At 29.3% G+C, this 25,329-nt stretch carries 23 protein-coding genes, 1 tRNA gene and 4 pseudogenes; 17 read left to right on the forward strand and 11 right to left on the reverse strand.

Going from position 1 to position 25,329, the window contains the following annotated elements; translation table 11 throughout:
* From dapA to OTBS_RS01890, 8 genes are all read right to left on the reverse strand, one after another.
* A complete protein-coding gene (gene dapA / locus OTBS_RS01855) occupies positions 1 to 897 on the reverse strand; it encodes a 4-hydroxy-tetrahydrodipicolinate synthase (protein ID WP_011944453.1) in 897 nt (298 codons plus the stop codon).
* Positions 878 to 1,780, reverse strand: coding sequence for an aminotransferase class IV (locus tag OTBS_RS01860; protein ID WP_011944454.1), 903 nt, complete (start codon positions 1,778 to 1,780; stop codon positions 878 to 880). The genes dapA and OTBS_RS01860 overlap by 20 nt, the downstream gene beginning before the upstream one ends.
* 213 nt (positions 1,781 to 1,993) lie before the next feature.
* Positions 1,994 to 4,189 (reverse strand): ATP-dependent RecD-like DNA helicase, encoded by a 2,196-nt coding sequence (locus OTBS_RS01865; RefSeq protein ID WP_011944455.1) that lies wholly within the window; start codon positions 4,187 to 4,189, stop codon positions 1,994 to 1,996.
* Between the two features lie 26 nt (positions 4,190 to 4,215).
* Entirely contained in the window at positions 4,216 to 4,590 is a 375-nt protein-coding gene (gene rplS / locus OTBS_RS01870) for a 50S ribosomal protein L19 (protein WP_011944456.1), read from the reverse strand.
* On the reverse strand, positions 4,587 to 5,351 hold the full coding sequence (gene trmD / locus OTBS_RS01875; RefSeq protein WP_041621431.1) for a tRNA (guanosine(37)-N1)-methyltransferase TrmD: 765 nt from the start codon (positions 5,349 to 5,351) through the stop codon (positions 4,587 to 4,589). Before trmD ends, rplS begins: the two co-directional genes overlap by 4 nt.
* Before the next feature lie 42 nt (positions 5,352 to 5,393).
* A complete protein-coding gene (locus OTBS_RS01880) occupies positions 5,394 to 7,244 on the reverse strand; it encodes a hypothetical protein (RefSeq protein WP_011944458.1) in 1,851 nt (616 codons plus the stop codon).
* A gap of 1 nt (position 7,245) precedes the next feature.
* On the reverse strand, positions 7,246 to 7,818 hold the full coding sequence (locus OTBS_RS01885) for a DUF2497 domain-containing protein (protein WP_041621114.1): 573 nt from the start codon (positions 7,816 to 7,818) through the stop codon (positions 7,246 to 7,248).
* Positions 7,819 to 7,862: 44 nt separating this feature from the next.
* The gene (locus OTBS_RS01890) at positions 7,863 to 9,239 is read right to left on the reverse strand and encodes a TolC family protein (RefSeq protein ID WP_011944460.1); all 1,377 of its coding nucleotides are present in this window, start codon (positions 9,237 to 9,239) and stop codon (positions 7,863 to 7,865) included.
* A gap of 197 nt (positions 9,240 to 9,436) precedes the next feature.
* On the opposite strand from OTBS_RS01890, the gene OTBS_RS01895 reads away from it, so the two are divergent.
* The 3 genes from OTBS_RS01895 (at position 9,437) to traF (ending at position 11,646) form a co-directional block, all read left to right on the forward strand.
* A tRNA-Cys gene (locus OTBS_RS01895) sits at positions 9,437 to 9,511 on the forward strand.
* A 70-nt stretch (positions 9,512 to 9,581) separates the two neighbouring features.
* On the forward strand, positions 9,582 to 10,511 hold the full coding sequence (locus OTBS_RS01900) for a site-specific tyrosine recombinase XerD (protein WP_011944461.1): 930 nt from the start codon (positions 9,582 to 9,584) through the stop codon (positions 10,509 to 10,511).
* Between the two features lie 664 nt (positions 10,512 to 11,175).
* Entirely contained in the window at positions 11,176 to 11,646 is a 471-nt protein-coding gene (gene traF, locus OTBS_RS01905) for a conjugal transfer protein TraF (RefSeq protein WP_157866304.1), read from the forward strand.
* Here the strand turns inward: traF and OTBS_RS01910 are convergent.
* Complete coding sequence (locus OTBS_RS01910) at positions 11,641 to 12,363, reverse strand: SURF1 family protein (RefSeq protein ID WP_011944463.1); 723 nt, start codon at positions 12,361 to 12,363, stop codon at positions 11,641 to 11,643. The genes traF and OTBS_RS01910 overlap by 6 nt on opposite strands.
* Positions 12,364 to 12,604: 241 nt before the next feature.
* Here OTBS_RS01910 and fabZ point away from each other — a divergent pair, with 241 nt between their 5' ends.
* Genes fabZ through radA form a run of 3 tightly spaced genes read left to right on the forward strand, consistent with a single transcriptional unit; the run spans position 12,605 to position 15,042 of the window.
* A complete protein-coding gene (gene fabZ, locus OTBS_RS01915) occupies positions 12,605 to 13,108 on the forward strand; it encodes a 3-hydroxyacyl-ACP dehydratase FabZ (protein WP_011944464.1) in 504 nt (167 codons plus the stop codon).
* 3 nt (positions 13,109 to 13,111) lie between these two features.
* Positions 13,112 to 13,687: an RsmD family RNA methyltransferase gene (locus tag OTBS_RS01920; RefSeq protein WP_011944465.1), complete on the forward strand. Its 576-nt coding sequence runs from the start codon at positions 13,112 to 13,114 to the stop codon at positions 13,685 to 13,687.
* Positions 13,687 to 15,042: a DNA repair protein RadA gene (radA, locus tag OTBS_RS01925; RefSeq protein ID WP_011944466.1), complete on the forward strand. Its 1,356-nt coding sequence runs from the start codon at positions 13,687 to 13,689 to the stop codon at positions 15,040 to 15,042. Before OTBS_RS01920 ends, radA begins: the two co-directional genes overlap by 1 nt.
* 38 nt (positions 15,043 to 15,080) lie before the next feature.
* Here radA and OTBS_RS01930 read toward each other — a convergent pair whose 3' ends face one another.
* Positions 15,081 to 16,001 (reverse strand): DMT family transporter, encoded by a 921-nt coding sequence (locus tag OTBS_RS01930; protein ID WP_011944467.1) that lies wholly within the window; start codon positions 15,999 to 16,001, stop codon positions 15,081 to 15,083.
* Positions 16,002 to 16,152: 151 nt separating this feature from the next.
* Between OTBS_RS01930 and OTBS_RS01935 the strand changes: the two genes are divergently transcribed.
* The 11 genes and pseudogenes from OTBS_RS01935 to OTBS_RS01970 all read left to right on the forward strand — a co-directional run.
* A complete protein-coding gene (locus OTBS_RS01935) occupies positions 16,153 to 18,051 on the forward strand; it encodes a DUF3857 domain-containing protein (RefSeq protein ID WP_011944468.1) in 1,899 nt (632 codons plus the stop codon).
* 40 nt (positions 18,052 to 18,091) lie between these two features.
* Positions 18,092 to 20,020, forward strand: coding sequence for a DUF3857 domain-containing protein (locus OTBS_RS01940; protein WP_011944469.1), 1,929 nt, complete (start codon positions 18,092 to 18,094; stop codon positions 20,018 to 20,020).
* Between the two features lie 947 nt (positions 20,021 to 20,967).
* Positions 20,968 to 21,063, forward strand: a pseudogene (locus OTBS_RS18175) (IS5/IS1182 family transposase); the annotation flags it as partial.
* Positions 21,064 to 21,087: 24 nt separating this feature from the next.
* A pseudogene (locus OTBS_RS15830) lies at positions 21,088 to 21,222 on the forward strand (IS982 family transposase); the annotation flags it as partial.
* A gap of 161 nt (positions 21,223 to 21,383) precedes the next feature.
* A complete protein-coding gene (locus OTBS_RS15835; protein WP_050897500.1) occupies positions 21,384 to 21,608 on the forward strand; it encodes a hypothetical protein in 225 nt (74 codons plus the stop codon).
* A 36-nt stretch (positions 21,609 to 21,644) separates the two neighbouring features.
* On the forward strand, positions 21,645 to 21,815 hold the full coding sequence (locus OTBS_RS15840) for a hypothetical protein (RefSeq protein ID WP_232488853.1): 171 nt from the start codon (positions 21,645 to 21,647) through the stop codon (positions 21,813 to 21,815).
* A gap of 185 nt (positions 21,816 to 22,000) precedes the next feature.
* Entirely contained in the window at positions 22,001 to 22,180 is a 180-nt protein-coding gene (locus OTBS_RS15845) for a hypothetical protein (protein WP_050897501.1), read from the forward strand.
* Between the two features lie 85 nt (positions 22,181 to 22,265).
* Positions 22,266 to 22,466 (forward strand): hypothetical protein, encoded by a 201-nt coding sequence (locus OTBS_RS01955; RefSeq protein ID WP_011944470.1) that lies wholly within the window; start codon positions 22,266 to 22,268, stop codon positions 22,464 to 22,466.
* Positions 22,467 to 22,596: 130 nt separating this feature from the next.
* Positions 22,597 to 23,835, forward strand: a complete 1,239-nt coding sequence (locus OTBS_RS01960; RefSeq protein WP_080571797.1) for a tyrosine-type recombinase/integrase — start codon at positions 22,597 to 22,599, stop codon at positions 23,833 to 23,835.
* Positions 23,836 to 23,960: 125 nt separating this feature from the next.
* Positions 23,961 to 24,296, forward strand: coding sequence for a hypothetical protein (locus tag OTBS_RS01965; RefSeq protein WP_011944246.1), 336 nt, complete (start codon positions 23,961 to 23,963; stop codon positions 24,294 to 24,296).
* Positions 24,296 to 24,613: pseudogene (locus OTBS_RS01970) on the forward strand (TraE/TraK family type IV conjugative transfer system protein); the annotation flags it as partial. The gene OTBS_RS01965 and the pseudogene OTBS_RS01970, both read left to right, overlap by 1 nt.
* A gap of 366 nt (positions 24,614 to 24,979) precedes the next feature.
* Here the strand turns inward: OTBS_RS01970 and OTBS_RS11175 are convergent.
* Positions 24,980 to 25,285: pseudogene (locus tag OTBS_RS11175) on the reverse strand (DNA adenine methylase); the annotation flags it as partial.
* Positions 25,286 to 25,329: the final 44 nt, after the last annotated feature.

Below are 25,329 nucleotides of genomic sequence, written 5' to 3' on the forward strand. Positions count from 1 at the left end.
CTACCTTATTACAACCTCACTAAAAACTTCGTTTACTAATTTGATGCTAGATGGCATTAACTGGCATAATGGTAATCTTACTTCAGGAGTACACAATTTGCGTAATGACGCTGCATATTTTACTGGAACTGGATTAGTTTCAATAGATATAGCGCTATAAATAGGCATTAGCTTCATGTGTAACTGAAAAGCTTCTTCAGTTTTACCATGATTCCATAGTAACTGTATTTCTTTACTCTCAAAAGGAGCAACATTTGCAGTTACTGATACTAAGCCACTTCCACCTTGTGCATTAAACCCTAATGCTAGTGAATCAACTCCACATAGAAAAGCAAATTCCTTATCGATATCTAACTTAGACCTTATTCTTAATGGTGCTTCTAGATTGCCAGTAGCGTCTTTGATTGCTACTATCCTATCAAATTTTGCTAACTTTATTACTGTTTCATCATTCAAATCAACTCCAGTTCTACTTGGAACTGTATAAAGCATAATTGGCAAATTACATGCATCATGAATAGTTTTAAAGTATTGACGTAACCCTTCTTGGCTAGGCCTGCTATAAAATGGTGTAACACACATTATTCCTTGTACTGCTAATCTTTCACATTCTTTAACCATCATTACAGCTTTATCAATATCAGAAGCGCAACACCCAGCAATCACTAATGTTCTACCATTAACATACTTGATTGTAAAACTTATTAAACTGATATATTCCTCATAACTTAATGATAAACTTTCTCCAGTAGAACCTGCAACCAAAATTCCATCAACTTGAGCGTTAATTTGTAAATCTAATAATTTCTCTAATGCATCAAAATCAATCTGCTTTGTGGCATCTTTAAAAGGAGTAACTAAAGCAGTAATTAGTCCATTAAATATCTTCTTCGTCATTAACTAACTTATTATAATAGTTTTTTATAACACTAGTAACTGAATTATCAAGATCATAAATCTTTTCAACTTGCAGATTATGATTTTTAAGTGCAGTAAAATTAATTACATTTACTTCTCTAATTTCAATAGATGTTCCAACTAAAAAACACGCTTGATAATCTATTAAAAATTCAGGCTTAATATATTGTTCCTCAGCTATTATACCTAACTTTTTAGCAATCGCCAATACTGTTTGCCTAGTAATACCATTCAAACAAGCATCTGCTATTGGTGTAATAATTTTATCATGAGCAACAAAAAAAATATTAGATGTAGTAGCTTCAGAAATATAACCACGCCAATCTAATAGAATAGCATCATCAAATCCCTGATTCTTACTTTCTGTTTTGCTAATTATCATTGTAGTATAACGTCCTCCAGATTTACACTGAATTGGAATAGTTTGTGGAGGAATATTAATCCAGTTACTAAAACATAAATTCATAGGTTGCTGTATCCGCTTAGGTATTTCCCAGCCTGCTAGCATAACATTAGTAGATAACAATGAAGATATTAATCTTGATGATTCAGCCCCTTTCCATATTAGTGGCCTAATATAAGCATTAGTAAGATTATTTTTCTCTATTAAGGCTTTACATGCTATAATAATATCAGATTTACTATACTTTACTGGTATCATTAATTGTTGAGCTGAATCAAATAGACGATCAATATGTTCTTCTAGTTTAAAAGCTTTGCTATTATATGTTCTAATACCTTCAAATACTGAACTAGCGTAGTGTAAACTGTGTGTCATTAAATGCACGTTAGCTGTTTTCCACTCTACAAATTCATTATTTATCCATAAATAATTAGCATTATTAAAATAAAAGTTTAACATTACATTAGCTCATAAAGTTAATATATTATAGACTATAGTATATTAATACCAGTTAGATACTTCACTATTTTTTTCATAGCGAATGGAAATGTATATATTCTAAGCTTAAATCATTGGTAATCAGATATAATACTCTGATATTGCTACATTCTAGTTTGTAAAAAACAGAAATTTTGCTAGGTAAATAACAAGTTAAAAATTTGTTAACATTGCCTAAGTTATATCCATTAATTTTTTCTTGAGCATAGAATACCTTAGTTCTGCTATATTTTTTTTAATAGCAATATTTAATGCTTTTTTTTGACCAACGACAATAACTAACTTTTTTGCTCTGGTAATAGCAGTATAAATTAACTTTCGTTGTAGCATAGGATAATGTTGCATCATTAATGGAATAATTACAGTGTGATATTCTCCACCTTGTGACTTATGAATAGTAATAGCATAAGCAAGTACTATTTCATCAATCTCATCAAAGTCATAGCTTATTTTATTACCATCAAAATTTATTACTATATTTTGGTTTTCATGATCAATTGTATTAATAATTCCTATGTCACCGTTATATATATCTTTGTCATAATTATTAACTACTTGCATAACCTTATCACCAATTTTAAAAATATTGCCCCAAATAAGTAATTCATCATTTGCTGAGTTACTTGGTAATAGTACTTTTTGTAATACTGAATTGAGATTCTTTGTTCCTACGATTCCTCTGGTTATTGGAGATAATATTTGTATATCTGTGAATGGAGAAATAGAAAATTTTTTTGGTAGGCGTACCTGAACTAATTCAGTTATTTTATCAATAGCATCCTCTGGTGTATCACTATTAATAAAATAAAAATCATTATTTGAGTTTTGGCTAGATTGTAAAATTGGAAAAAATCCGTTATTAATTCTATGGGCATTGCTAATAATGCTACTTTGATTATTTTGCCTAAAAATTTCTGTTAATGTTACTATAGGGAATTTTTGAGACTTAATTAAATCACTAAAAACCTGACCTGGTCCTACTGATGGCAGTTGATCAATATCCCCAACTAAAAAGAGAGCAGCAGTGCTTGGCAGTGCGCTTATTGCTGCATACATTGTTGTAACATCAACCATTGACATTTCATCTAATATTAATAACTGACATTTGAGTTTTGTAATTGTTCGTACATCTTGTCCTGGACGACTATATACTAAACGATGAATAGTATGAGCAGGATGTTGAGTAGCTTCGCTTAACCTCTTTGCTGCTCTGCCAGTTGGAGCAGCAAGCAATATTACAACTCCTTCACTTTTTAGAATATTAATTATGGAATTGATTAAAGTAGTTTTACCAACTCCAGGTCCTCCAGTAATAATCATTACTTTAGACTTCAAAGCTTGATTAAGAGCATCTTGCTGACTAGGTGATAGTTTGATGTTTGCATTGCTTATGTATTCTGTTATTTTATTGCTGCTGATTGGATTCCATGCTAGTTTACCTTTACTAATATGGACTAATAATTCTGCTATTTTAAGCTCAGCATAAGCTAATCCCTTAAGAAATATACATTCTTCACCATTTATGTTTTCAACAGCAACATTTCGTTCATTGATTTCAAAGGATAGTGCATCAATTATAATGCTAACATCAATATTTAACAACTCATGACATAGATTAATTAGCTTATCAGTTGGCATACCACAACTGCCATTACCCATGGCTGTAACTAAGGCATAATTTAGCCCAGCTCGCGCTCTCATCATTGAATTTTCTGGAATACCAATAGCTTTTGCAATGTTATCTGCACTTTTAAACCCTATGCCTTTAATATCTGATACTAATTGATAGGGATTAGATTTGATAATATTTATTGCTTCTGCTCCATAAGCCTTATATATTTTAACAGCTTTACTAGCGCCAATATTATAGTTATGAATAAACAGCATTATATCACTTATAATTTTCTGACTATTCCAACTTTCCCAAATTTTTTTAGCACGAATTGGACCTATTCCTGGCACCTTTTTTAATGCTGGATCTTGATTTTCAATAACTGTAAGAACATCTAAGCCAAATGTTTGGACTAATTTTTTAGCATATATCGGACCAATGCCTTTAATCAATCCAGATGCTAAATATTTTTCTATACCCTCTATACTTGTTGGTACTGAAACTTTTAATGTATAAGCTTTAAACTGCAGGCCATATTCTTTATCATTAACCCATATGCCGCTAGCTTCAATATGCTGTCCGGATGAAATAGTTGCACTGTTGCCAATTACTGTTATTAAGTCTTTCTTATGATTGACTTTAACTTTAATGATACAAAATCCATTGTCAGTATTATGAAAAGTTACTCTTTCTACTAATCCTGCTAAACTTTGATTATGGATAGGCGAGGCTTTTGTAGAATAAGACAATACACTCATGTTAGCATCATAAGGCTAATAATTCTTTATTGATTATCTTTTGAAAAGATTTTTTCTCTAATTTTAGCTTTTCTGCCTTGTAGATTTCTTAAATAATATAGTTTAGCTCGTCTTACTACTCCTTTCTTGATTAACTCTATGCTGCTAATTAGTGGAGAGTAAAGCATAAATTTTCTTTCTATACCTTTGCCATGACTAATTTTTCTAACTGTAAATGATGAAGATATTGAACGATTAGCTCGAGCAATAACAACTCCTTGATAAGCTTGAATTCTTTCATTCGCTCCTTCAATAATTCTTAAGTTGACTTTTACAGTATCTCCAGGTCTAAAATTAGGAATGCTTTTACCTTGAGTTAGTTTTTTTATTTGTTCTTGTTCAAATTGCTTAATTAAATTCATTTTGTACTCCTTGAATTTTTGTACTCATATGTATTATCGATAATAAAATGAGGGCGTCTTTGTTTTGTGATTTTAATAGATTGATTTAATCGCCATTCCTTTATTTTCTTATGATCACCAGAAAGTAAGACTTCTGGTACTTTAAGATTACACCACACTGCTGGTCTAGTATATAGCGGATATTCAAGCAAAGTCACATTACCTTCATTAATTGTATTAAATGATTCCTCTAGTAATGTATTTTGATTTGCTATAACGCCAGGAAGTAGCCTTATACAACTATCAAGTAAAGCTAATGCTGCTATTTCTCCTCCAGATAAAACAAAATTTCCTAAACTAATTTCTGACACATTATACTTTTCTATTACTCTCTCGTCAATTCCTTCAAATCTTCCGCAGATAATAATTATATTTTTTTGCTTAATAATTTCCTTAATCAAATTTTGATTTATAATGTTCCCTCTAGGAGACATATAATAAAGATAAGGCTTAGTATTTAAGTTAGTATAAGTATTTAATGCATAATCAATTGCTTTCTCAAGAACATCAGCTCTCATAACTAGACCATAACCTCCACCATAAGGTTCATCATCAACTTTTTTGTGTTTTGTGAGACCAAAATCTTTAATATTAATAGCTTTATATGACCATATATTTTTCTTTAATGCTTTTCCAGCTAATGAATATTGCAAAGGACCGGGAAACATTTCTGGAAATAAAGAAAGTATATTAGCATGAAAAAAGCTGCTGGTATTAAGCATTATTTGTAATTTATTATTTAAAAATGGCAAGATATATCATTATCACTTATAGCATTTAGATATATAGGCATCCTTTTGAGTTAAATCTTGCATTTTTTTGGTTTTCATACGATGGTACTGAATTATATTATTAACTGCTTGTCTTTTGCTTGCTTCTTTTCTATAATTTATTTCCTTTTCGATTAGCTTAATATACTTCCAATCATCTATTAACTTTAATTTAGCTTTGTCAGTAAGTTGTCCTAACTCAATATCATCATTTTCTGTTGTTAATATTATTAATTCACGATCAAGAAACATACTTAACTCAACACTATCTCTAGGTTTAATATCAATTTTAGTTTTCGTAGTATCTATTTGTGATTTAGCGTTAGAGTTAGAGCTTGTTGCGTCATAATTATTGTGCATTTGAGTAGAATTATCTATATTAGCCTGATTAGAATCTGTAGTTTGTATTGATGTTGATGATGGCTCAGCTTGTTGCTCTAAAGTTTCGTTTTGTGAGTTGTTAGTATCATTGTTGGTATTTATAGTGAATTCATTAATATCAAATATATTTGTATTTGTTTCATGATTTTCTAATTCAGAAATCATAGAAGTTTCGATATCTTGATTGTTATCTTTAATGTCTAAGTTAATGTTATTGATGTTAGCATCATCTGTTTTTAATATGGTAGAAATATTATCAGTATTAGCAGTGCTAGAGTTATCGTTAGTTGGTAATTGAATAGCATCACTGTTAATGTTAGAAGCTGAGATAGAAGCAGACGCAGTATCATCAGTATCACTAGTATCACTAGTATCATTGTTAGTAGAACTGGTATCATTAGTTAATGCTTGATTAGCATAATTATCAACAAGTGAAATAGAGTTTTTATCAGGATTATGAGTTAAATCAATATCAGTAACATCTGAATTAGGTTCTGTATTGCTAGAATTATTATTATCAGCATTATTTTCGTTTAATGTTGTTGTTAATGATAGTTCGGGTTGCTGTTTTAAAGTTATTGCACTGTTAATAGTTTCTTGTTGATTGCTTATCAATGATAAAGAATTTGAGGTATCAATATTTTTTTCTTTGTATTCTTCAAAATTAAGGCTTAATGAAACTTTACTATCTTGATTAGTAGTTTGGATTTGCTGCTCTAACTCACTTTGAGTATTTTCTAGTTGGTTAAGATTATTAATAACTTCGTATTTGTTTGAAAAATCTTGAGTTCTAGATTGCATATTATGATGTTGCTCTCTTAACGATTGAGTAGGTATAGGCAACTTTAGTAAAGCAGTCAGATTATTAGTATTGTTAATTTTCGGTTTATGCGATTTAATAATTTGAGTTTGGTGAACTTGACTTAATGAGGTATAATCTTGCTTTTGAGAGTCATCTCTATTAATTTGAGAGTATAGTTCTTGTGTTTGATTAATATTTAATTTTGTTTGCATATTATTAGTATCTTGCATTTGAGTTGCTTTGAGTATGTCTGGTAGCTCTGCAAGTTCGATATCAGTATTATCATCATCGTGTAATCTAGGTAAGCTATTGTTATCAAGTGTAATAAAATTATGCGATTTTGTATTCAATTGATTGCTTTCTAGTTTTTCGTTATTGCTTGGAAAATCATTATTAAAACTATGTTCAATATTCTGTACGTTATTAGCTTCTAATTTATTTTGCTCACTTTCAACATTAAAACCAAAAAAAGATTTTATTTTATTCCACCAGCTATTATTCATGCTATTACTTAAGTCTGGATTATTGGTATCACTAGGCAAAGATATTGCTGGAATGGCAGGGAGAGTAGTGATTAAGTTAGATGCGGTAGCGCTACTTGCAGCTATTAAATTTAATAATAAAATAGTAATTAAACATATTAATTTGCTTTTAACTAACATTTTAATTTCTTTGCTTGTTTGATTGATTAGTCTTAGATAATTGCTGCCTTACTTCTTTTGCAACAATAGGTTCAACAATAGATTTTACTAAATCAGATAGGTGATTATCAAGCCATTCAGATAGTTTTGGCTTTAGTAATTCTATTACTATATCTTCTATAGTTTGATTGCTACAGATAGAAGTATTTTGATTCTGCCTATTAATATTGTTATGTATTTTCTTTGGTGATTTTTGTTCTTTTGATTCAATTTTAGTAGAAGTAGATTCAGGAATTAAATTAACTACATCTGCAGTGATATTAGGTAGGTTGTTTTTAACTATATTACTACTACTAAGTTGAGATGTATTAATATTAACTTGCTTATTTTGATTAGGTATACTGATTATCTCAGTTAATACCAAAATATCATCATCATCTTCATTATTATCTATTGCATTGTTGTTGTTTAAAGAATCGGTATTAACTATATCATGATTAATTGTATTTTTAATAGAGTTTAAAATTTCTTCAATTGACTGATTAGTATGTTCATTATAATCTTCATTTTCTTTATGGAGTTTAGTCATAAACATTCTCCTCTTGCTACTTTAGAATTTTATTAAACTTAAAGAGTAGTTTAAAGTATTTTTTTAAATTTCTGCTTTTGCTCTGGAATAAAGTACTTAACATTTAAATTTAATGATTTAGCAGTTAATTTATTAGTTAACTGTTTTATTTTATACATGTGCTTTAAAAGAGCAACATTAACTTTAATATTTTCAATTTTAGAATCATAGAAGTTATTTTGAGCTTTTAATAAATCTGTAATACGTATATTGCCTAACTCATATTCATGTTGAGTTGCTGATAAAGCAATAGTAGCAAATTTAACATAGTCGTCGGAGTATTCAATTTGTTGTTTTATGGAATTGTATTGTTTCCATTCCGATACTACAGACATCTTAATTTGTTCTAATTTATCTTTATACTGACTTATCAGCATATTAAGAGCTCTTATTTCAGTTCTAGAATCCAAAAATGCTGTATTATGATTGAATATCGGTATTCTCATTTCAACTGCAAAAGTCGCAGTGCTATGTTCTGGCTGAAAAGGCAAAGGGCTAATTACTGAAAATTGTGCATTTATTTTAGGTAAAACAGCTGCTCTACAAAACTTGACTTTTAATTGCTGTTCTAATATTTGATTCTTATAGTAGTTAAGCACAAAACTGTTATTTAGAGCTGAGTTCATTAATGCAGTTTCGCTTTTTTCTAAATCATTGGATATCCTTGGCAATTCTATATTGCTAGGTAGTATACCAAAAAAATTGTAGAATTTTTTTTCTAGGTTTTGTACTGCAGTAATGCCTGCTATGTGTTCAGATAAAGCTTTTGATAATTGAACTTGTGCATTAGCTACACTAACACTTGTACTTTCACCTAAAGCTAGCTTCTGGTTTTCTATTTCAAGCATTTTTTGAAAATACTGCACCTTTGCTTCATATAGTTTAGATGTTTCAAGAAAAGAATAATAGTTTAGGTAGGTTTCAATACCTTCATATATTAATTCTTGTTCATCATTATAAAATTTCTCCTTTGCAGTATAAGATTTTTGCTTAATAGCTTTAAGCCTGATTAGGTCCTGTCCGCCATTAAATAAGTTGTGGGAAATTGTTAATTCAGCTCTTGGATTGAACGCATTAAGAGATTGCATACGATTTAAATTGTTGGTTTCAGATAACCAATTATTGTTAGGAAACCAACTATTGCTGGTGTTATGATATCTTTCACTAGATGCTACTGATATGTGTACTTCAGGGATAAAGGATGTATAAATTTTTTGGTACTGATTTGCTTGTTGTAGAAATTCATCTTGCAATAGCTTAAATTTAACAGAATTTTTATAAGCATTGGTTAATGCTGTATTAATATCAATGGCGCTACATGAGAAACTACAAGTTAGCAATATACTGCATAATATTGCTACGATATATTTTTTTAATAAAGTTAACATTTATTGTTAAGATTTTTAGGTTATTATGAATTTTTATTAACGCTTATTTTATTATAAATACTACAATTACTAAACTTATTTATGAGTAATTGTCTAAATAAAAAGTGTATTATATAACTATTTTATCATAAAATCTATTGAGAAAAATATTGTTTTTATTGTCAATATTCTTTATAAATATTGCTAAAGAAATTTATGGCTAGGTAGCAAAGTGGTTAATGCCGTGGACTGCAAATCCTCTACCGCCGGTTCGATTCCGGCCCTGGCCTCCATTGCTTGCTTGTGACTAGTCTATCTGATAATATTAATAGACAGATTAATCAAGTTAAGTATAAAAAAATTATGGACTTCTTAGAACAATTCCTTGAGACTGTTTTAGCTGAGAAAAATGTTTCAGCTAATTCTTTATTGGCATATAAGCGTGATCTGCAAGACTTTAGTGATTTTCTTAAAAGTATACAGCTACAAAGCTCATTGGCTGTTACTACAAAGGATATTGATTCTTTTATTCAGCATCTTCTCAGTAAAAATCTTAGTTTTAGATCTATTGCACGTAAAATATCTACTCTAAGGCAATACTATTTGTTTTTGTTAACAGAAAATGTAGTTCAACCTGACTTAGTGACTAATATTGAAGTGCCACGTTATAGCACAAAATTGCCAAAAATATTATCTATTAAAGAAATAAAAATGCTAATTGATTATTGTTTCAAAGATACTACTGCTGAGGGTATACGTACATTAGCGATGATTTGCTTGCTATATTCTACTGGTCTTCGAGTATCAGAATTAGTTAGTGTGAAAATTACTGACTTAAAATTTGATCATAATACAGGTAAAATCAAGAATCATTTTGTAATTTTAGGAAAAGGGAATAAGGAGAGATTAGTTATTATGAATGATCTTACTGGAGATGTAATATCTAGATATTTGCCTTATCGAGATTTTTTTTCTCCATTCAAAAATGCTAAGAATAGTGTTTATCTTTTTCCATCAAAAGCTAAGCAAGGATATATGACTCGGCAAAATTTTGCTATACTACTTAAAAATGCTGCCATCAATGCTGGGCTTTCACCTGATAATGTTTCTCCGCATATATTGCGGCATAGCTTTGCAAGTCATTTGCTTGAAGGTGGAGCAGATTTAAAGGTTATTCAAGAGCTGCTAGGGCATGTTGATATTAGTTCTACTCAGATTTATACTCATGTACAGCCAGAAAGGTTGAAGCATGTAATAGAGAAATATCACCCTGCTAGCTTAAAAAAGTATTAAATAACATAATTTAATACTTTAAAGCTGAAGTGCTGAAGTTATATATATGATTGTTTGACTATGAAAAAGTGCGACATGACGCTGCTGAAACAGTAGCTATATTAGATGTAGCAAGGTAGCATTTAGACCTAAGTTACCACTATTGATGTGCAAGGTTTGCAACGATTTTGTATGGCAAAATAAAGTTAAAATTAGTTAAACGAAAGTGAATCTTCATATAGAAAATATAGAAAATATCGTAAATGCAGAAGCAGATACTCTAGATAAAAGGCTGTCATAGGATTAAAGCTGAAAAGCTTGCCTTAAGAATGGAGTTTTTGTATTGTAACTGTTTCTATAGACTTAGCTGCAGCTCGTTAATGATATGAAGTTATCAGGAAAGCGTGATACTAGAAATCCATATGTTATATTTGATGTGGCGTGTGATTGAAATGTGAATAACTAAACTAATGCGCCATCACCATCAACACTACTTTCGTGTGGAAATTGCTTTCGTACTTACCTATCAGCTACATCAATTATTATTGCAAATTAACAAATTGTGTATTTAACTTAACACTTGACAATCAGAAGCATTATATCAATGATATTAAAAAACTAAGATATCATTAATCCAATACCATTAATTTATCAGAGATTCACAAATAAAACTAGATTAATTATGATGAAAAGACTATCATTAATATTACTATTTCCAGTATCCTGCATTCTTTTTACAGATATATGTTGTGCTAATTCTTGCAATATTACAGACGATACAATCTCTACTACTGTTAATGCTAATAATATCTCAACAGAGCAAAAAATCAGCAACCTAGCACAACGTTATTCTTTAATTCTTGTTACAGACCCTAGATGCAGGTATTGTCAAAGTTTTAAGCCTACATTTTATCAATTTGTTGAAAAATATAAATTTAAGAGTGATGTAATTCAAATAAGTATGTCAAATATTACTCAAACTTACAGAAGATTAATAAATAAAATAAAAGCTGTACCTACAGTAATATTACTTGATCAATCTGGTGATCAAAGTACTATATTTAGTCAAGGCAACGTATCATTGCAATGTTTGGAGCAAGTAGCTATTCAAGCATGTGAGAAAATATTACAAAAAATCAACTCTGAAGATCTATAAATCATCATATATATTAGCATGAAAGCGAATATAATACATTACTGAAACTATAATTGCTAAACAAAACCATATGAGTGCATATTGCAAATGGTTATTTTGAACTTTATCTATTACGTGCGTTTGTAGTGGAATTATTGTACTATCAACTTGAGAAGCATTAGTTTGTAACAGATAAAAATTGCTAATCTTATTAGCATATTGTTGGCCAATGTGTTTTATAACATCATCCTTATCTAGTGTCAACCAAACATTGCTTTTCAAATTATTACTAGGGAGTAATGTGCCTTGTTTTTCAAGTTCAAGCACAATTCCCTCAATCTCTACAGATGGTTGTTTATCTTGATTTGTTGAGGCATTTTTTAAAAAATCATCTTTATTTTTCTCAGCAATAGCTCCACGCACTACCATGATTACATTTCCTTCATTGGTTAATAATGGTGATGCTAAAGTATATTTCTCTTTATATCTGCCATATAAAAATAAATTCTTATTTGCTAAAAATTGACCCTTTATAATAGCCCTAGAAAATAATAAATGTCTTGAAGATAATTTAAATACTTTATTTAAATTAATAGGAATAGAATCTTTATTGTTAACAACTCTACTTAGCAACTCTTTTTTCACATTTAAGCGATATATTTGCCAAACACCAAGAGCGCAAAAACTTACTACTGCTATTGCTGTAAAAATAGCTGGTATCAACCTTTTTATAACCATTTATAATCTCTAAATAATATTTATGTAATAATTTGCAGGATAATATATAATACCTAGCAAAAGAGCAACTAAATATAAATCAAAGCAGTTATATAAATAGTAAAAACTATCATAAAAGAAACAGCTAGAACTAAAACTTTTCATATTATTATTATAAAGACTCAAATTATTAAAGCCATTACTATTCTAGTAATATAGTTATTAAACAATCTTAAAAAAATAATGTAGCAAAGATAAGATAATGTCTCAACAAAAACAACTATCAGAAAATAACTGTGTATTGAGCACACAAGACATCATTAGGATTATACCACATAGATATCCTTTCTTAATGATAGATAAAGTTATAAAACTAGAACCTGGTCAAAAAATCATAGGAATTAAGAATGTTACAGCTAATGAGCCGCAGTTCACAGGTCATTTTCCTAACAATCCAGTTATGCCAGGAGTTCTAACCATTGAATCAATGGCTCAGTTATCTGCTATTTTAGTAGCAAAAACTATTATGTTCGATACTAACAGCAAAATTTTCTACTTAATAAATATTGAAAACGTAAAATTCAGGAAAATAATTACTAGTGGAGATACCATGGTTATTACATCTAAAATTTCTCAAGCTTATAATAAGAGTATATGGAAATTTAATGCAGAAGTTAAAATTGAAGGTACAAATAACCTAGCTGCTGAAGGAACATTTACCGGAGGTATAAAAGATTTATTAAAACCTAATTCTAAAATAAATTAGCTTATGATTCAAATAATTTCGGGAAAATTTAAAGGACAAAAAATTCCAGTTATTAAAAATAATAATTATCGCCCATCCACTGCTAAATTAAAAGAATCTATGTTTAATATATTAGCTTCTCAAGCTTTTAACAAAACATCAGCTAAAATTGCTTTGTCTAAAGCGCGAATGTTAGACCTATTTACAGGTACAGGTAATATAGCATTTGAAGCTTTGTCAAGAGGTGTTCAACATGTAACTTTAATTGATATTAATGTTAATTGTTTAGTAGCAATTCAAAACCATGCTTGCAAAATAAACATATATAACAAAATGACTTTACTAAGGTTAGATGCTACCAATCTACCACAAGCACATCATAATTATAATGTAGTTTTCATGGATCCTCCGTTTTACAAAGGATTAATTAATAAAACTTTATTATCGTTAGATAACAAATATTGGCTTGATAACAATGCAATATTATTTATTGAATCAGAGTTAAACCATAAGTTAGTATTACCAGTCAATTTTTATTTTCAGACAGAAAAAATTTATGGTAAAAGTAAGTTAACAATTTTACTTTATAAAAATAATTAATGAAAACAAAGAAACAATATACTTGCACTAATTGTGGTAGTATAAGCTATAAGTGGTATGGCAGATGCTCTGAATGTAATGAGTGGAATAGTATTATAGAAGATGTTATATCTAATAACTCTTACAATAGTAGCGCAAGTGTGACTGGCAATAATTTAACTATTAGTGCTCTTGATAAAGATATTGATGAGCCACGTAGAATTATTAGTTCAATTAATGAGTTAAATAGAGTACTTGGCGGAGGATTAATTCCAGAATCAGCAATTCTTATAGGTGGTGATCCAGGCATTGGCAAATCGACCTTATTACTTCAGTTATGTGCTCAATTATCCACTTCATCTACTTCTTGTTTTTATATTTCTGGCGAAGAATCAGTTAATCAGATCAAGCTTAGAGCTCAAAGACTAGGTTTGGTAAACACGCAAATTAAACTTGTTTCTGCTACTAATATTCATGATATCATAGCTACCATTAAAGCAAATAGGCAAGAAATCCATCTAGTTGTTATTGATTCTATACAAACAATTTATAATCCTGAAATTACATCCATAGCTGGCACAACATCGCAAGTTCGGGCAGCAGCACAAATGTTAATATCTTTAACTAAATTAATTGGTATAGCACTAATTATGGTAGGTCATATCACTAAAGATGGACAGCTAGCTGGGCCTAAAATTCTTGAGCATATGGTCGACACTGTTTTGTATCTCGAGGGAAGTTCAAATTATCAATATAGACTTCTACGAGCGATAAAAAATCGATTTGGCAAAACAAATGAAATAGGTGTTTTCACTATGGAACAATCTGGATTAATAGAAGTATCAAATCCATCAGAAATGTTTATACTAAATACTGAAACCAATTATAGCGGCACTAGTGTTTTTGCAAGTATGGAAGGGTCACGTCCTATTCTAGTAGAGATTCAAGCTTTAATATCGCCTTCTCATATTCCAACTCCAAGGCGTTCTGTAGTTGGATGGGATAGTAACAGATTATCAATGATACTAGCGGTATTAGCTGTACGATATGGATTAACTCTTACATCTTATGAAGTATATTTAAGTGTAGCAGGCGGATTAAAAATTACAGAACCGGCTGTTGATTTAGCTGTTGCTGCTTCCTTGATTTCTGCAGCATCAAACCAACCATTACCACTACACAGTATTTTTTTTGGGGAAATTAGCTTATCTGGAGAAATTAGAAAATCTACTCAATCAGACCTTAGAGTTAATGAAGCCGTAAAGCTTGGTTTTAAAAATATTTTCTGTGCTGATTATAGTAATAATTCATCAGCTAATTCAGATTATAACATATATAACCTCAAACATATTAAGCAGCTAAAAGATATCTTATAACCAACTAAAAAAGAAGACTAATCATTATAACAACTATTTTATAAATTTTTAGCGTTAGAATTATTTGGTGCAACGTTAATTAAATAAGCAGAGAATATAATTATTATGCTGCCTATTGCTGTTGATATAGTCAATTGTTCTTTAAACACTATTACTTCTATCAATGCAGCAAATAATATTCTGATATATTGAAATGGAGCAATAAGTACAGGTGTAGAATATTTAATAGCAGTAGTACTGCATAATTGCGAACTGATTCCTAGTATAGCAGCCCCAAATAAGATTGCCATATCTTGTGTGCTTAATAAAGCAAATGTTGATAATTTATCAACATTTAATATCAATAGAAAAAAAGAAACAATAGAAGTACCTAAATAACTATATAATAGAATGGTCATTGTGGAGTCATGTCTAGACAAAATCTTTGTAATAATTGTACAATTGGCTGCCAGTATATTGGCTAATAAAGCAGCAACTATAGCTAATTTTGAAGTACTATCAATTGACTCAGATATTATTGGTGATTTTATTATTACTAATGTAACTCCTAAATATCCTATAAATATTAATCCCCATTTTAAAGGTCCAATAGTTTCTTTTAAAATAATTTTGGAAAAAATAGTAATAAATAACGCTTCTGTCATGCCAATAGATGTAGCTAGCACTACAGATAAGTTACGGTATGCATAATAAGTAGCGAACATTGCTCCAACTAACAAAATAATTCTTAAAAAATGAATGTAACCTTTATTAGTACTTAATGATCGTGTTTTATGCTTTGCTAAAAATGGTATGAATAAAATCAAACCACAGCAACTCTTAACAAATACTATAAGCAGCGTTGAGATATCAGAAGGAAGATTTTTAGCTAACATCATAGCTATACTTAACAACAAAGCGCTCAACGATGCCAAAGTAATAGAGATTACTTTGATATCCAATTTGAAAGTAAAACTCATTATTGACAATTTAGAAAAGTTAATTATAATTAAGAAATCTGTAAACTCTAATCTATAGTATAAATCTTAATATAATTCAAGAAAGCTATTATAGCTAGAAAAACGTCAGTTAGTTTACACAAGTACATTTATATTTATTTTAGAATTAAATATGTTATATAGGGTATTATTACTACAATTAATGGTTTTAATTGTAACAATCAATCCAATACATGCAAGATGGAAGTATTATAATGACAGTAATTTAGAAATAATACACTTCGAACAAAATATCATAGTTAATAGCGATGGTTCAAGTGAAGAGATAATAGAGCAGCAGGTAAAAATCCTCAATGAGGTTGGTCGTAAATTTTTTACTAATTATATGATAGAATATGATAGTGTACATTCTCAAATAGATATAATAATTGCTAAAACAATCTTCGAAGGAAAAGAATATAATGTAGATCTTAAAACAATTAAGAGCATACCTTTAGCTAGTAGCAGTCAGGGTTTTCATCAACAGCAGCAAATTTTAATAAATTTTGCTAAAGTTGAAATTGGATCAGAAATACATTTAACATATACGAGAAAAAATCAGACAAATGCTGAAAATTATTATAGTAACTTATTTGAATTTGGTACTAATAGTTGGCAACAAAAAGCACATATAAAAATTAATTCTGTATTACCTTTATATATTAAAATTAATGATCCTCATAATGCTTTGGAAGTAAAAACAAGCTCTAAAGATAAGTTTCATTCTGCTGAAATAACTTTAATTAAGCCATTAACTACTGAGTTAACAAACGAACCTGAAAACTCATTATTAAGCAATCAGTTTAAAACGTGGGTATCTATTGCATCTACTAACACATGGGAAGATGTAGCAAGCAAATTTACTGATGATTATTATAAAATACTAAATCAAAAATTACCGAAGTTGTTTAAAACTATTGCTAATAAAGCACAAAAACATACAAAATCTGAAGATCAAATTAATTCTGTTACTTCAGATTTAATTCATGCAGTTCAATATCATGGAGATTATAGATCCATTAGATATGGTAAATCTGTACCCTGGAGCTTAGAACAAACAGCTAATACTCAATTAGGCGATTGTAAAGATTTCTCAATTAGTACAGCAGCAATTTTACAAAACATAGGTTACAAAGTACAGCCAGCTTTTGTTAATAGAGGAATACAAGCTTTTGAAACTAAATTATGGCTTCCTTCTGTAGAACATTATAATCATGCAATACTTAGAGCAATAGATAAAGATGGCAAGTTATATTGGATTGATCCTACGAATTTTGTGAGTATGGCTGATGGAATTTTTCCTGATATTGCTAATAGAATGTCACTAGTATTAGATCCAGAAAACCCTAGCTGTGATCATATACCAAATATTAATCCAAATCATTCTCAGTTGATAATAGAAGAGTCAATCTCAAGAGCTGAAAACAATTCAGCTTACTGGAAAGGTAAATTAATACTTCTAGGAGAGCAAGCGTATTCAATAACTGGAGCAGAATTGAAAATGTCGCAACAGCAGATAAAAGATTTGATTTTTAACTGGGCAAGTGGCTCTTTTTTAGAAGAGCACGATAAGATCAAAATTATCTTACCAGATCTAACATCAAAAACAGTGAAAGATTTAACTTTTGAGTATGAATATAACAAGCCTAATTCCATATTTAAATCTAACATGGGTTCAGTATTAGTACCACTGAATTATTTATCTCATATTTCTAATGCAGAGCCAGAGCAGATTGGCGATCTTTTTTTAGGTTCTCCATGCACTTTTATTCATCGAACTGTAATAAAAGATGTTAAAATAGAAAATATTAATGTCTTTAATTTTGAAATTGATACTCCATGGGTTTACATTCAAAGAGCATGTCAATATCAAGGCAATGATACAGATATTACAGTTAAAATGATAATTCATAAATCTTTAGTATCAAATAAAGATCTAAAAAGTGATATATACAAAAAATTAAAAGACGCTATTAAACAAAACTTTGAATCAACAGCAATAGTTTTTGATGATTCTAAAATGATGAAATAAAGATATACCATACTCTATAAAGTAGCTATTAAGGTAACTTATGATATATAAAATCTTCAGAACTTTACTACAATTAGTATTATTAGTAATATTTATTAATCCCTCAAATGCAGAGTGGCAAAATTTAGATGATAGCACAATAGAAATCAAAGCATACAATCTAGATATAGCAATCGATAAAGATGGATCAGAGGAACATGCTGTTTATATGCATGCCAAAATTCTTAAAGAGCAAGGTCGTATGGTTTTTGCTAGCTATCGGTTACCATATTTATATAGAGAAAATATTGATACAATAAAAATATTAAAAGCTCAAACAATCTTAAATGGTAAAAAATATAATGTTTCTGCTGATTCTATAGAAGATAAACCATTAGCTGCTACAGGTCTTGATAATGATATCTATAGACAGATATCATTAACTTTTCCTAAACTAGAAATTGGAACAGAAATATTTCTAAAGTATAAGGTTACTTCTAAGTCTCCACTTGAAGGAGTCTATAGCGATATTTTAGGATTATTACCATATGGCTATCATAAAAAAATGCAAATCAATATTAATTCGAAATTACCATTGGATACTAAAATTAATGATCCATATTGCAAACTACGTGTTAATGCAAGTACTACAAAAATTAATAATGATGAACATACCAGTTCTATTAAAATAACATTACTGAAGCCATTGACTAACATGTTAAAAAATGAACCAAAATGTTCTGTTCTAAATGAACAATATAATACTTGGGTTTCTGTATCTACTATTAGCAAATGGGAAAAATTAGGAGATAAATTAAGTAGGGATTACTTTAAAGTTATTAATCAACCACTGCCAAAACTATTTGCTGCTATTGCTGAAGATGCAAAACAATATTCAAATTATACTGAACAAATTGATTTTGTTACTTCATCATTTAATGAAAAAATACAATATATTCCAGGCTGGCGTTCAACTAACGGCAAATTCATTCCTAGAGACTTAATTAAAGTTATGAACTTTGAAAAAGGAGATTGTAGAGACTTTATCGTTAGTATAGCTGCTATACTAAAAAATATAGGATATAAGGTGTATCCAGCTTTAATACGTGCAGGAGAAATCTTTACTGCTCCAGTATTACATCTTCCTAATTTTTGTAGTTTTGATTATATAATACTTAAAGTGATTGATAAAAATGACAAGATATACTGGATTGATCCTTGCAATAGTTTAAGCATGGCTAATGGAATATTCCCTAATATTGCTAATAGAATGGCATTAGTACTTGATCCAGAAAGATCAAGTTATGAACAAGTCTCAAGTATTGATCCAAAACATTCCCAAAGAATTCATAACAGTACTCTAGAAATAGAAGGTAATATAACTAATTGGAAAGGATCAATAAGTTATATAGGAGAAAACTCAGCTATTTTACTGCACAATAAATTGCTTTATATGTCTCAGCAACAAATTAAAGAATTATTTTTTAATGATATAAGTGGCATTTATTTAGAAGAGCATAATAAGAAAAATATAACTTTACCAAGCGTTAATTTGAAGCTGCCAAGAATAGTTAAAGATGGAACTATTGAGTATGAATATAACACTGATTGCCAAATAAAGAAAACTAATGCAGGGCCTGTTTTATTTGCTTCTATAGGATATAACTCAGTTTTTAACAATATAATCAGTGTTGCTCCAAAACAAGTAGGTGATCTTTTTATAGGTGCACCTCATACAAATTATAACAATCTTGTAATTAAGAATCTAAAACTTAAAAATATTGATTATCTTAACTACGTAATCGATACTCCATGGATTTATGTTAAAAGATCATGCAAGCATCAAGGTGATGATACAGAAATCATATCTAAGATAGTTATACGACAGTCTTTAATACCAAATAATGATTTAAAAAGTGATGTATATAAAAAGCTGAAGGATGATATTGAACAACACTTTAATAAAACTGCAATAGTTTTAACTGAGTAAATTATCAAAAAAACAAGCAAAGAAAGGAATATCTATTATAATAGTTCAATTTTTTATTACATTTAAAGTAAGAAAAATTGAATAAATTAATTGACATTAAGTGTGCAATATAGTATAACTTTTTGAAGTTATACTATACTTTGAAACTTAGCATAACTTAGGCTTATAGCTCTTATATTTATTAGGTAACATGCCTAACTTAAAAGGTTAACTGTTTAGTATAATTAATTGTTAGTTGAATTTTTAGCTTTACTGGTCAACATATAGGTTAGTTTCCATCTTCAGACCTTCCTGTTACAGACCATATGTTGACCAGTAAAGCTAAAAAAATTATCTTTATTCTGAACTGCTTTATTAAAGACCATGTATTTTTTATAGTATGACACATTCATTACAATTAAACAACCACTAATTCACGATTTTTAAAATTATTTATTTTAATTTTAGCTTGCACCACAAACACTGTCAACTATTAAGAAAGATATTATAAATATGAAAAAATATAAGAAACAGCACGCTAAGAATACATGGTAAATAAAACTATTACAGCTTTTTCTATGTATAGCTTAATTCATAAATATGGTTACACTTTGTAAAGTGCAAAAAACATCAGCAAAAAAAGTACTTAAATTAAGTAAACTACTTTAAGTATAGTAACCCAGTATAAAACAGTTATGTTATATACTTTTTGAAAAAGGTATTTAAAGTCACAGTGATATTTCATTCTGTTTGATTTGGCTTAAAGAAATTTTTTTCTCAGTAAGATTTAAATCAATAGAATAAGTCAATAAATACTCTAATATATATTTCCATCTTTTTCTATCATATGCTCCTGTAACATTAGTTCTTTTTGATAAATACAAATCATAAACGCAGTAACATCTCATGCCTTTTGCTGCATATAGTCATTTACAATAGACCTCTTTCGAAACTGGTTAAAGTAGTAGTTCAAAATTATTGCTGACAAATATCGAAATAGACGTAAAAGATTCGGTATTAGATTTAATTTGATCTCTGGCATTTATAATTTTGAACTACTTTAACCAGTTTCGAAAGAGGTCTATTATTTGAGTTATAAGTATAAAAGATACTTTTGCTTACCAAGCTATAGTAGAATAATACAACTGTGGCCTAGAATGCTGCTACCATTAGTCGTATTAATGCATTATCTGAAAGGAGAAGAGACTGGTATATATTACATACCTTTCAATATTTAAGACTACTGTGTTGTTATAAGCCTTTCAGAGTGTTAAATTTCGAGTATAGCTACTAAATTGCTATATTTACGCTGATAAAAACGTGGTTTTTGATAGCGAAAATCGCCTGAACCACCTGCTATATCTGACATTTTTGGAGGTTAGAAATGGTGCGAGATTTGCGTAATTTTGCAAGCAATAATTGCAAAATTGCTAATAATAACAGTAGCAATAATGCAACTGTCTTTTATCGTTTTATTGGAAATTTTGTTCCAGCAGAATGGAAAGATCTGATTGGAGATGATGGAAAAGCATTAAGCAAGACATCTAAACAGCTTTTATCATGGATAGTATATAAACTACTACAGATCTATTACAATAATGATATATAGGAATTACAAGACAGTTATTACTCTTTTGAAAAGGAGTTGCAGGCTTGTCAACGCAGGGTTAGGCAATGCTTAGTTGAACTACAAAAAGCCGGTTTCATTGAAGTTGAAAATAGGGCAATAATTAAAAACAATTTTAAGTTGCGTAATGTTCCATGTATAAAACTTCTAAAAATTTTTCAGCGTTTCACTGAAAAAGAAACAAAATGAGAAAAAATTATTGATCTAACCCAAAAAATTTTTCGCTCCAACCTTAAAGAAATTTCAGGTGAACCTGAAAAAAGTTTCAGGTACATATATAGATATAAAATAAAAAAAATAATAATAGATCTAGATCTACTGAAGATAAGTTAATAGAGAATGATCAAAATAAAAATGAAGATCAACAGCAAAATTTGAAGTTTAAATATACGGAATCTGATGATTTTATAGAAATTGAGTTAGTAGGAAATGAAAAAGAAGATCAACAGCAACAACAGAATTTGAATTTCTATGAGCTTATTGATAAAATATGGTTTAGTAAATTAAAAGTTGTAAATGAAGATAATGTTATTAATAAGATGTTCTATAGGTAAAAGTGCAAAGGTAGATCAAATATAAGGAAGAAGAAAAGTTAATTTTTTATTAACTTCTACACTTTATAGAACCTACTATTAACTTATGTTAACTTTTATTAATATTTTTAATCAAGCTTCAACTTTAACTATAAATATATTTCCAATATTTGTCAATATAACAAAAAAATTAAAGCAAAAGGTTGACAAAAGGTTGACAGAAAATTTAGGAAATTGGGGGCCAGTTTTTAATCTAGAGGTTAATCTAATGATCGAAAAATATATACAATCTAGGATTGATAAGTGATTTTCAAGTTATATGTATTATGAACAAATTAGTATAAAAATTTGCTATCAAATAAAAAGTATAATATAGATCATCTGTTTAATTAAACGTAATACTTTAATAATAAATATTAATATTATGTGGGGTGATTATGACTTCAATATCATCAAAGTTTATAAATCGAGCACTACGTAAAATTAAAATTCCTAAGGGAGAAAAACTATTAATTATCCACGATCCAGATATAATAGGACTTAAACTGAAAATCTCATGTACAGTCTGTGGAGGAATAGTAAGAAAAACATGGATTTTAGAACAAAAATATAAAAACCAGAGTTTAAAAATAAGGATAGTGGAATTTCCATATTTATCTATTAAAGAAGCTAGAAAAATAGCAAGAGAATTAAAGACATTAATGGCGAACGGAATAGATCCAAGAGCAGTAAAACATCAACAACAGATAGAAGAAAATGAGAATCGTATAAAAGAAAGAGAAAGAAAAGCTAACGATATTACATTCAAAGAGCTGTGTTATAAGTATATTGAAGAGTATGCCAAAATATATACTATAAACTGGAAAGAGAATGCTGACAGAGTACATACTTATGCACAAGCATTATATGAAAAAAAGATAAGCAAGATTCGAATGAGTGATATTGAACCAATATTCAATGATATCAGCAAAGAGGGAAAATATGCCACAGCAAATGCATTGCTAGCAACCTTACGCACTATATTTAATAAGGCAATAAAATGGGGATTAATAGAAAACAATCCTACTCTAGGGATAGAGCAGCATAAACTGCAAGCAAGAGAGAGACGTCTAAGTTACGATGAAATGGGTAGATTTTTACAAGTATTATGCGGAGAAGCAAGTCCATTGATAAGAGATTTTGCATTACTAGCGTTATATACTGGAGCTAGAAAAAGTAATGTGTTAGAGATGGAATGGGACAATATAGATTTTGAAAGAAAAATATGGCATATACCAAAAACTAAGAACGGAAAGGCGCAAAATATACCATTAACAGATGAGGCAATGGAAATATTGCAAGCAAGGAAATTAATATCTACAAGTAAATGGGTACTACCAAGTTCTACTAGCGAAAGCGGACACTTATCGCATCCAAATACCGCATGGAAGATAATTTGTGAAAAGGCAAGCATAAAAAATTTCAGAATACACGATCTAAGAAGGACGTTTGCAAGTTGTATGGGGGATGCAGGCGAAAGTCAGAGGACAATTAGTATAGCATTGAATCATATTAATCCAAACTCAACAATACCTTATACTATAGCTTGTATGGAGTTAGTACGAGAGTATATGTCTAAGGCTATACAAATAATTAGTGAATGTGCTAGAAGTTATAATATTTATAATACTATCTGACTGATATAAACGTTGTGGTAAGAATAGTGCGATTTCATGTCGCACATGCATATATGAACACTAATTATTGCAGGTAAAATCTGTGTTTGAAGATATTTAGCTAATTTAAACATTATAGTAGCAGAATGAGAAATCTCATGCTACAATTGAGGCTGAAGGTGATTATACAAAATCAAAAATTATGTTGGGCATTATCGAGGCCGTTGAAGTATATGGGTTTGAGCATTGACGAATGGGGAGTAGTGCTAGCTGGAGTAGCTCCAGGAATTGTACTACTAAACAGCAGGCATGCTAAATTAGGCCTAGCCTTTATGGTTGGAGGAATTGCTCTATGTTATTGCTTTAAGAAAATTAAGAAGGTATCTGAGAATTTTTTGCTAAAAAGTTTTTTAGTAGCTAAAGGTTTATTGCCAGCTCCATTAGGATATCCAAGGCTTTTGGGCAAAAAAGTTGGCAAGTAATGAATCATCTCTTTAAGCAAAATGCTATACAAGAGCTGGTTAAATATAATAAATGCTTACTTTCAGTAACTATATTGCTAGCTGCAGCTAATATAATTGCGATAATGGCTGCAATTACCAAAGAAGAAAAGTGGTTATTAATTCCAGCAATGGAGCCTGATCGTAAAATGATGGTTTCATCAAAAAATTACCATGAAACCTATTTAAAGGAATGGGCAATTTATGTGACGAAACTCTTATTTACTACTTCTCCAAATGAGGTAGAAAGACAAATAGCAGACATGAAGGTAGTATTCAGTAATACTGAATCTTTAAACGCCAATTTAGGATAAGAGAAAGTATGAAAGATATAATGCAAAAGGTTTACAAGAGATATTATGTAATATCTTTAAATATAGTTTTAATTAATAATAGTTTATTTATTGCTCACATGTCTGTAAATGCAAATTTAGAATAAAAAACAGTTAGAAAGAGATAATATAGAAGTGTTACAATGGTCAATGTTCAGGTTAGCAAGATAGTATTATGAACTAATTTTTGTAGAAATATGAGCAATAAATAAACCGTCATTAATTGAAATTATATTTAAATATATTGCATAATTATAATTGTACAGTATCTCTTGTATACCTTTTTCATTATGCTTTTCATACTTCCCATTATCCTAATCTGGCGTTTAATAACTAATAAGTTTTATAGTTAGTAATGATTAGCTCATTAACGAGATTACGATGTTCATTGATTGAGTATGTAACTCCAATATGAGTGATGAAAAAATCTTTGTATAAATCTTTAATGAAGGTAGTGTTATTATTTGAAAGCATAATTTTAACACCTTTATTGTTTAGTTCATAAACAAAATCTCGTAGTCTGATTTGCTCTTTTTCATCAAATTGAACTCTAGTGTAGAACCGTTCTCCTGATTGGTGGTAAGGTGGATCAAGATAAACGAAATCACCTTTTTTAGGTTCTATAAACGCCAGATCAAGATAAGGAAAAGTATGAAAAGCATAATACAGAAGGCTTATAAAGA

This window comes from Orientia tsutsugamushi str. Boryong (assembly GCF_000063545.1).
In the GTDB taxonomy this organism is placed as follows: Bacteria; Pseudomonadota; Alphaproteobacteria; order Rickettsiales; family Rickettsiaceae; genus Orientia; species Orientia tsutsugamushi_C.

Excerpts from the sequence above, each read along its gene's own strand:
- rplS (WP_011944456.1), bottom strand. The coding sequence starts at position 4,590 with ATGAATTTAATTAAGCAATTTGAACAAGAACAAATAAAAAAACTAACT.
- OTBS_RS01920 (WP_011944465.1), top strand. The coding sequence starts at position 13,112 with ATGATTCAAATAATTTCGGGAAAATTTAAAGGACAAAAAATTCCAGTT.
- OTBS_RS01880 (WP_011944458.1), bottom strand. The coding sequence starts at position 7,244 with ATGTTAGTTAAAAGCAAATTAATATGTTTAATTACTATTTTATTATTA.
- OTBS_RS01960 (WP_080571797.1), top strand. The coding sequence starts at position 22,597 with ATGACTTCAATATCATCAAAGTTTATAAATCGAGCACTACGTAAAATT.
- OTBS_RS01860 (WP_011944454.1), bottom strand. The coding sequence starts at position 1,780 with ATGTTAAACTTTTATTTTAATAATGCTAATTATTTATGGATAAATAAT.
- radA (WP_011944466.1), top strand. The coding sequence starts at position 13,687 with ATGAAAACAAAGAAACAATATACTTGCACTAATTGTGGTAGTATAAGC.
- OTBS_RS01955 (WP_011944470.1), top strand. The coding sequence starts at position 22,266 with ATGTTAACTTTTATTAATATTTTTAATCAAGCTTCAACTTTAACTATA.
- fabZ (WP_011944464.1), top strand. The coding sequence starts at position 12,605 with ATGTCTCAACAAAAACAACTATCAGAAAATAACTGTGTATTGAGCACA.
- OTBS_RS01940 (WP_011944469.1), top strand. The coding sequence starts at position 18,092 with ATGATATATAAAATCTTCAGAACTTTACTACAATTAGTATTATTAGTA.
- OTBS_RS15835 (WP_050897500.1), top strand. The coding sequence starts at position 21,384 with ATGGTGCGAGATTTGCGTAATTTTGCAAGCAATAATTGCAAAATTGCT.
- dapA (WP_011944453.1), bottom strand. The coding sequence starts at position 897 with ATGACGAAGAAGATATTTAATGGACTAATTACTGCTTTAGTTACTCCT.
- OTBS_RS01930 (WP_011944467.1), bottom strand. The coding sequence starts at position 16,001 with ATGAGTTTTACTTTCAAATTGGATATCAAAGTAATCTCTATTACTTTG.
- OTBS_RS01965 (WP_011944246.1), top strand. The coding sequence starts at position 23,961 with ATGAGAAATCTCATGCTACAATTGAGGCTGAAGGTGATTATACAAAAT.
- OTBS_RS01910 (WP_011944463.1), bottom strand. The coding sequence starts at position 12,363 with ATGGTTATAAAAAGGTTGATACCAGCTATTTTTACAGCAATAGCAGTA.
- trmD (WP_041621431.1), bottom strand. The coding sequence starts at position 5,351 with ATGCTTAATACCAGCAGCTTTTTTCATGCTAATATACTTTCTTTATTT.
- OTBS_RS01885 (WP_041621114.1), bottom strand. The coding sequence starts at position 7,818 with ATGTTTATGACTAAACTCCATAAAGAAAATGAAGATTATAATGAACAT.
- traF (WP_157866304.1), top strand. The coding sequence starts at position 11,176 with ATGAAAAGACTATCATTAATATTACTATTTCCAGTATCCTGCATTCTT.
- OTBS_RS01890 (WP_011944460.1), bottom strand. The coding sequence starts at position 9,239 with ATGTTAACTTTATTAAAAAAATATATCGTAGCAATATTATGCAGTATA.
- OTBS_RS01900 (WP_011944461.1), top strand. The coding sequence starts at position 9,582 with ATGGACTTCTTAGAACAATTCCTTGAGACTGTTTTAGCTGAGAAAAAT.
- OTBS_RS01935 (WP_011944468.1), top strand. The coding sequence starts at position 16,153 with ATGTTATATAGGGTATTATTACTACAATTAATGGTTTTAATTGTAACA.
- OTBS_RS01865 (WP_011944455.1), bottom strand. The coding sequence starts at position 4,189 with ATGAGTGTATTGTCTTATTCTACAAAAGCCTCGCCTATCCATAATCAA.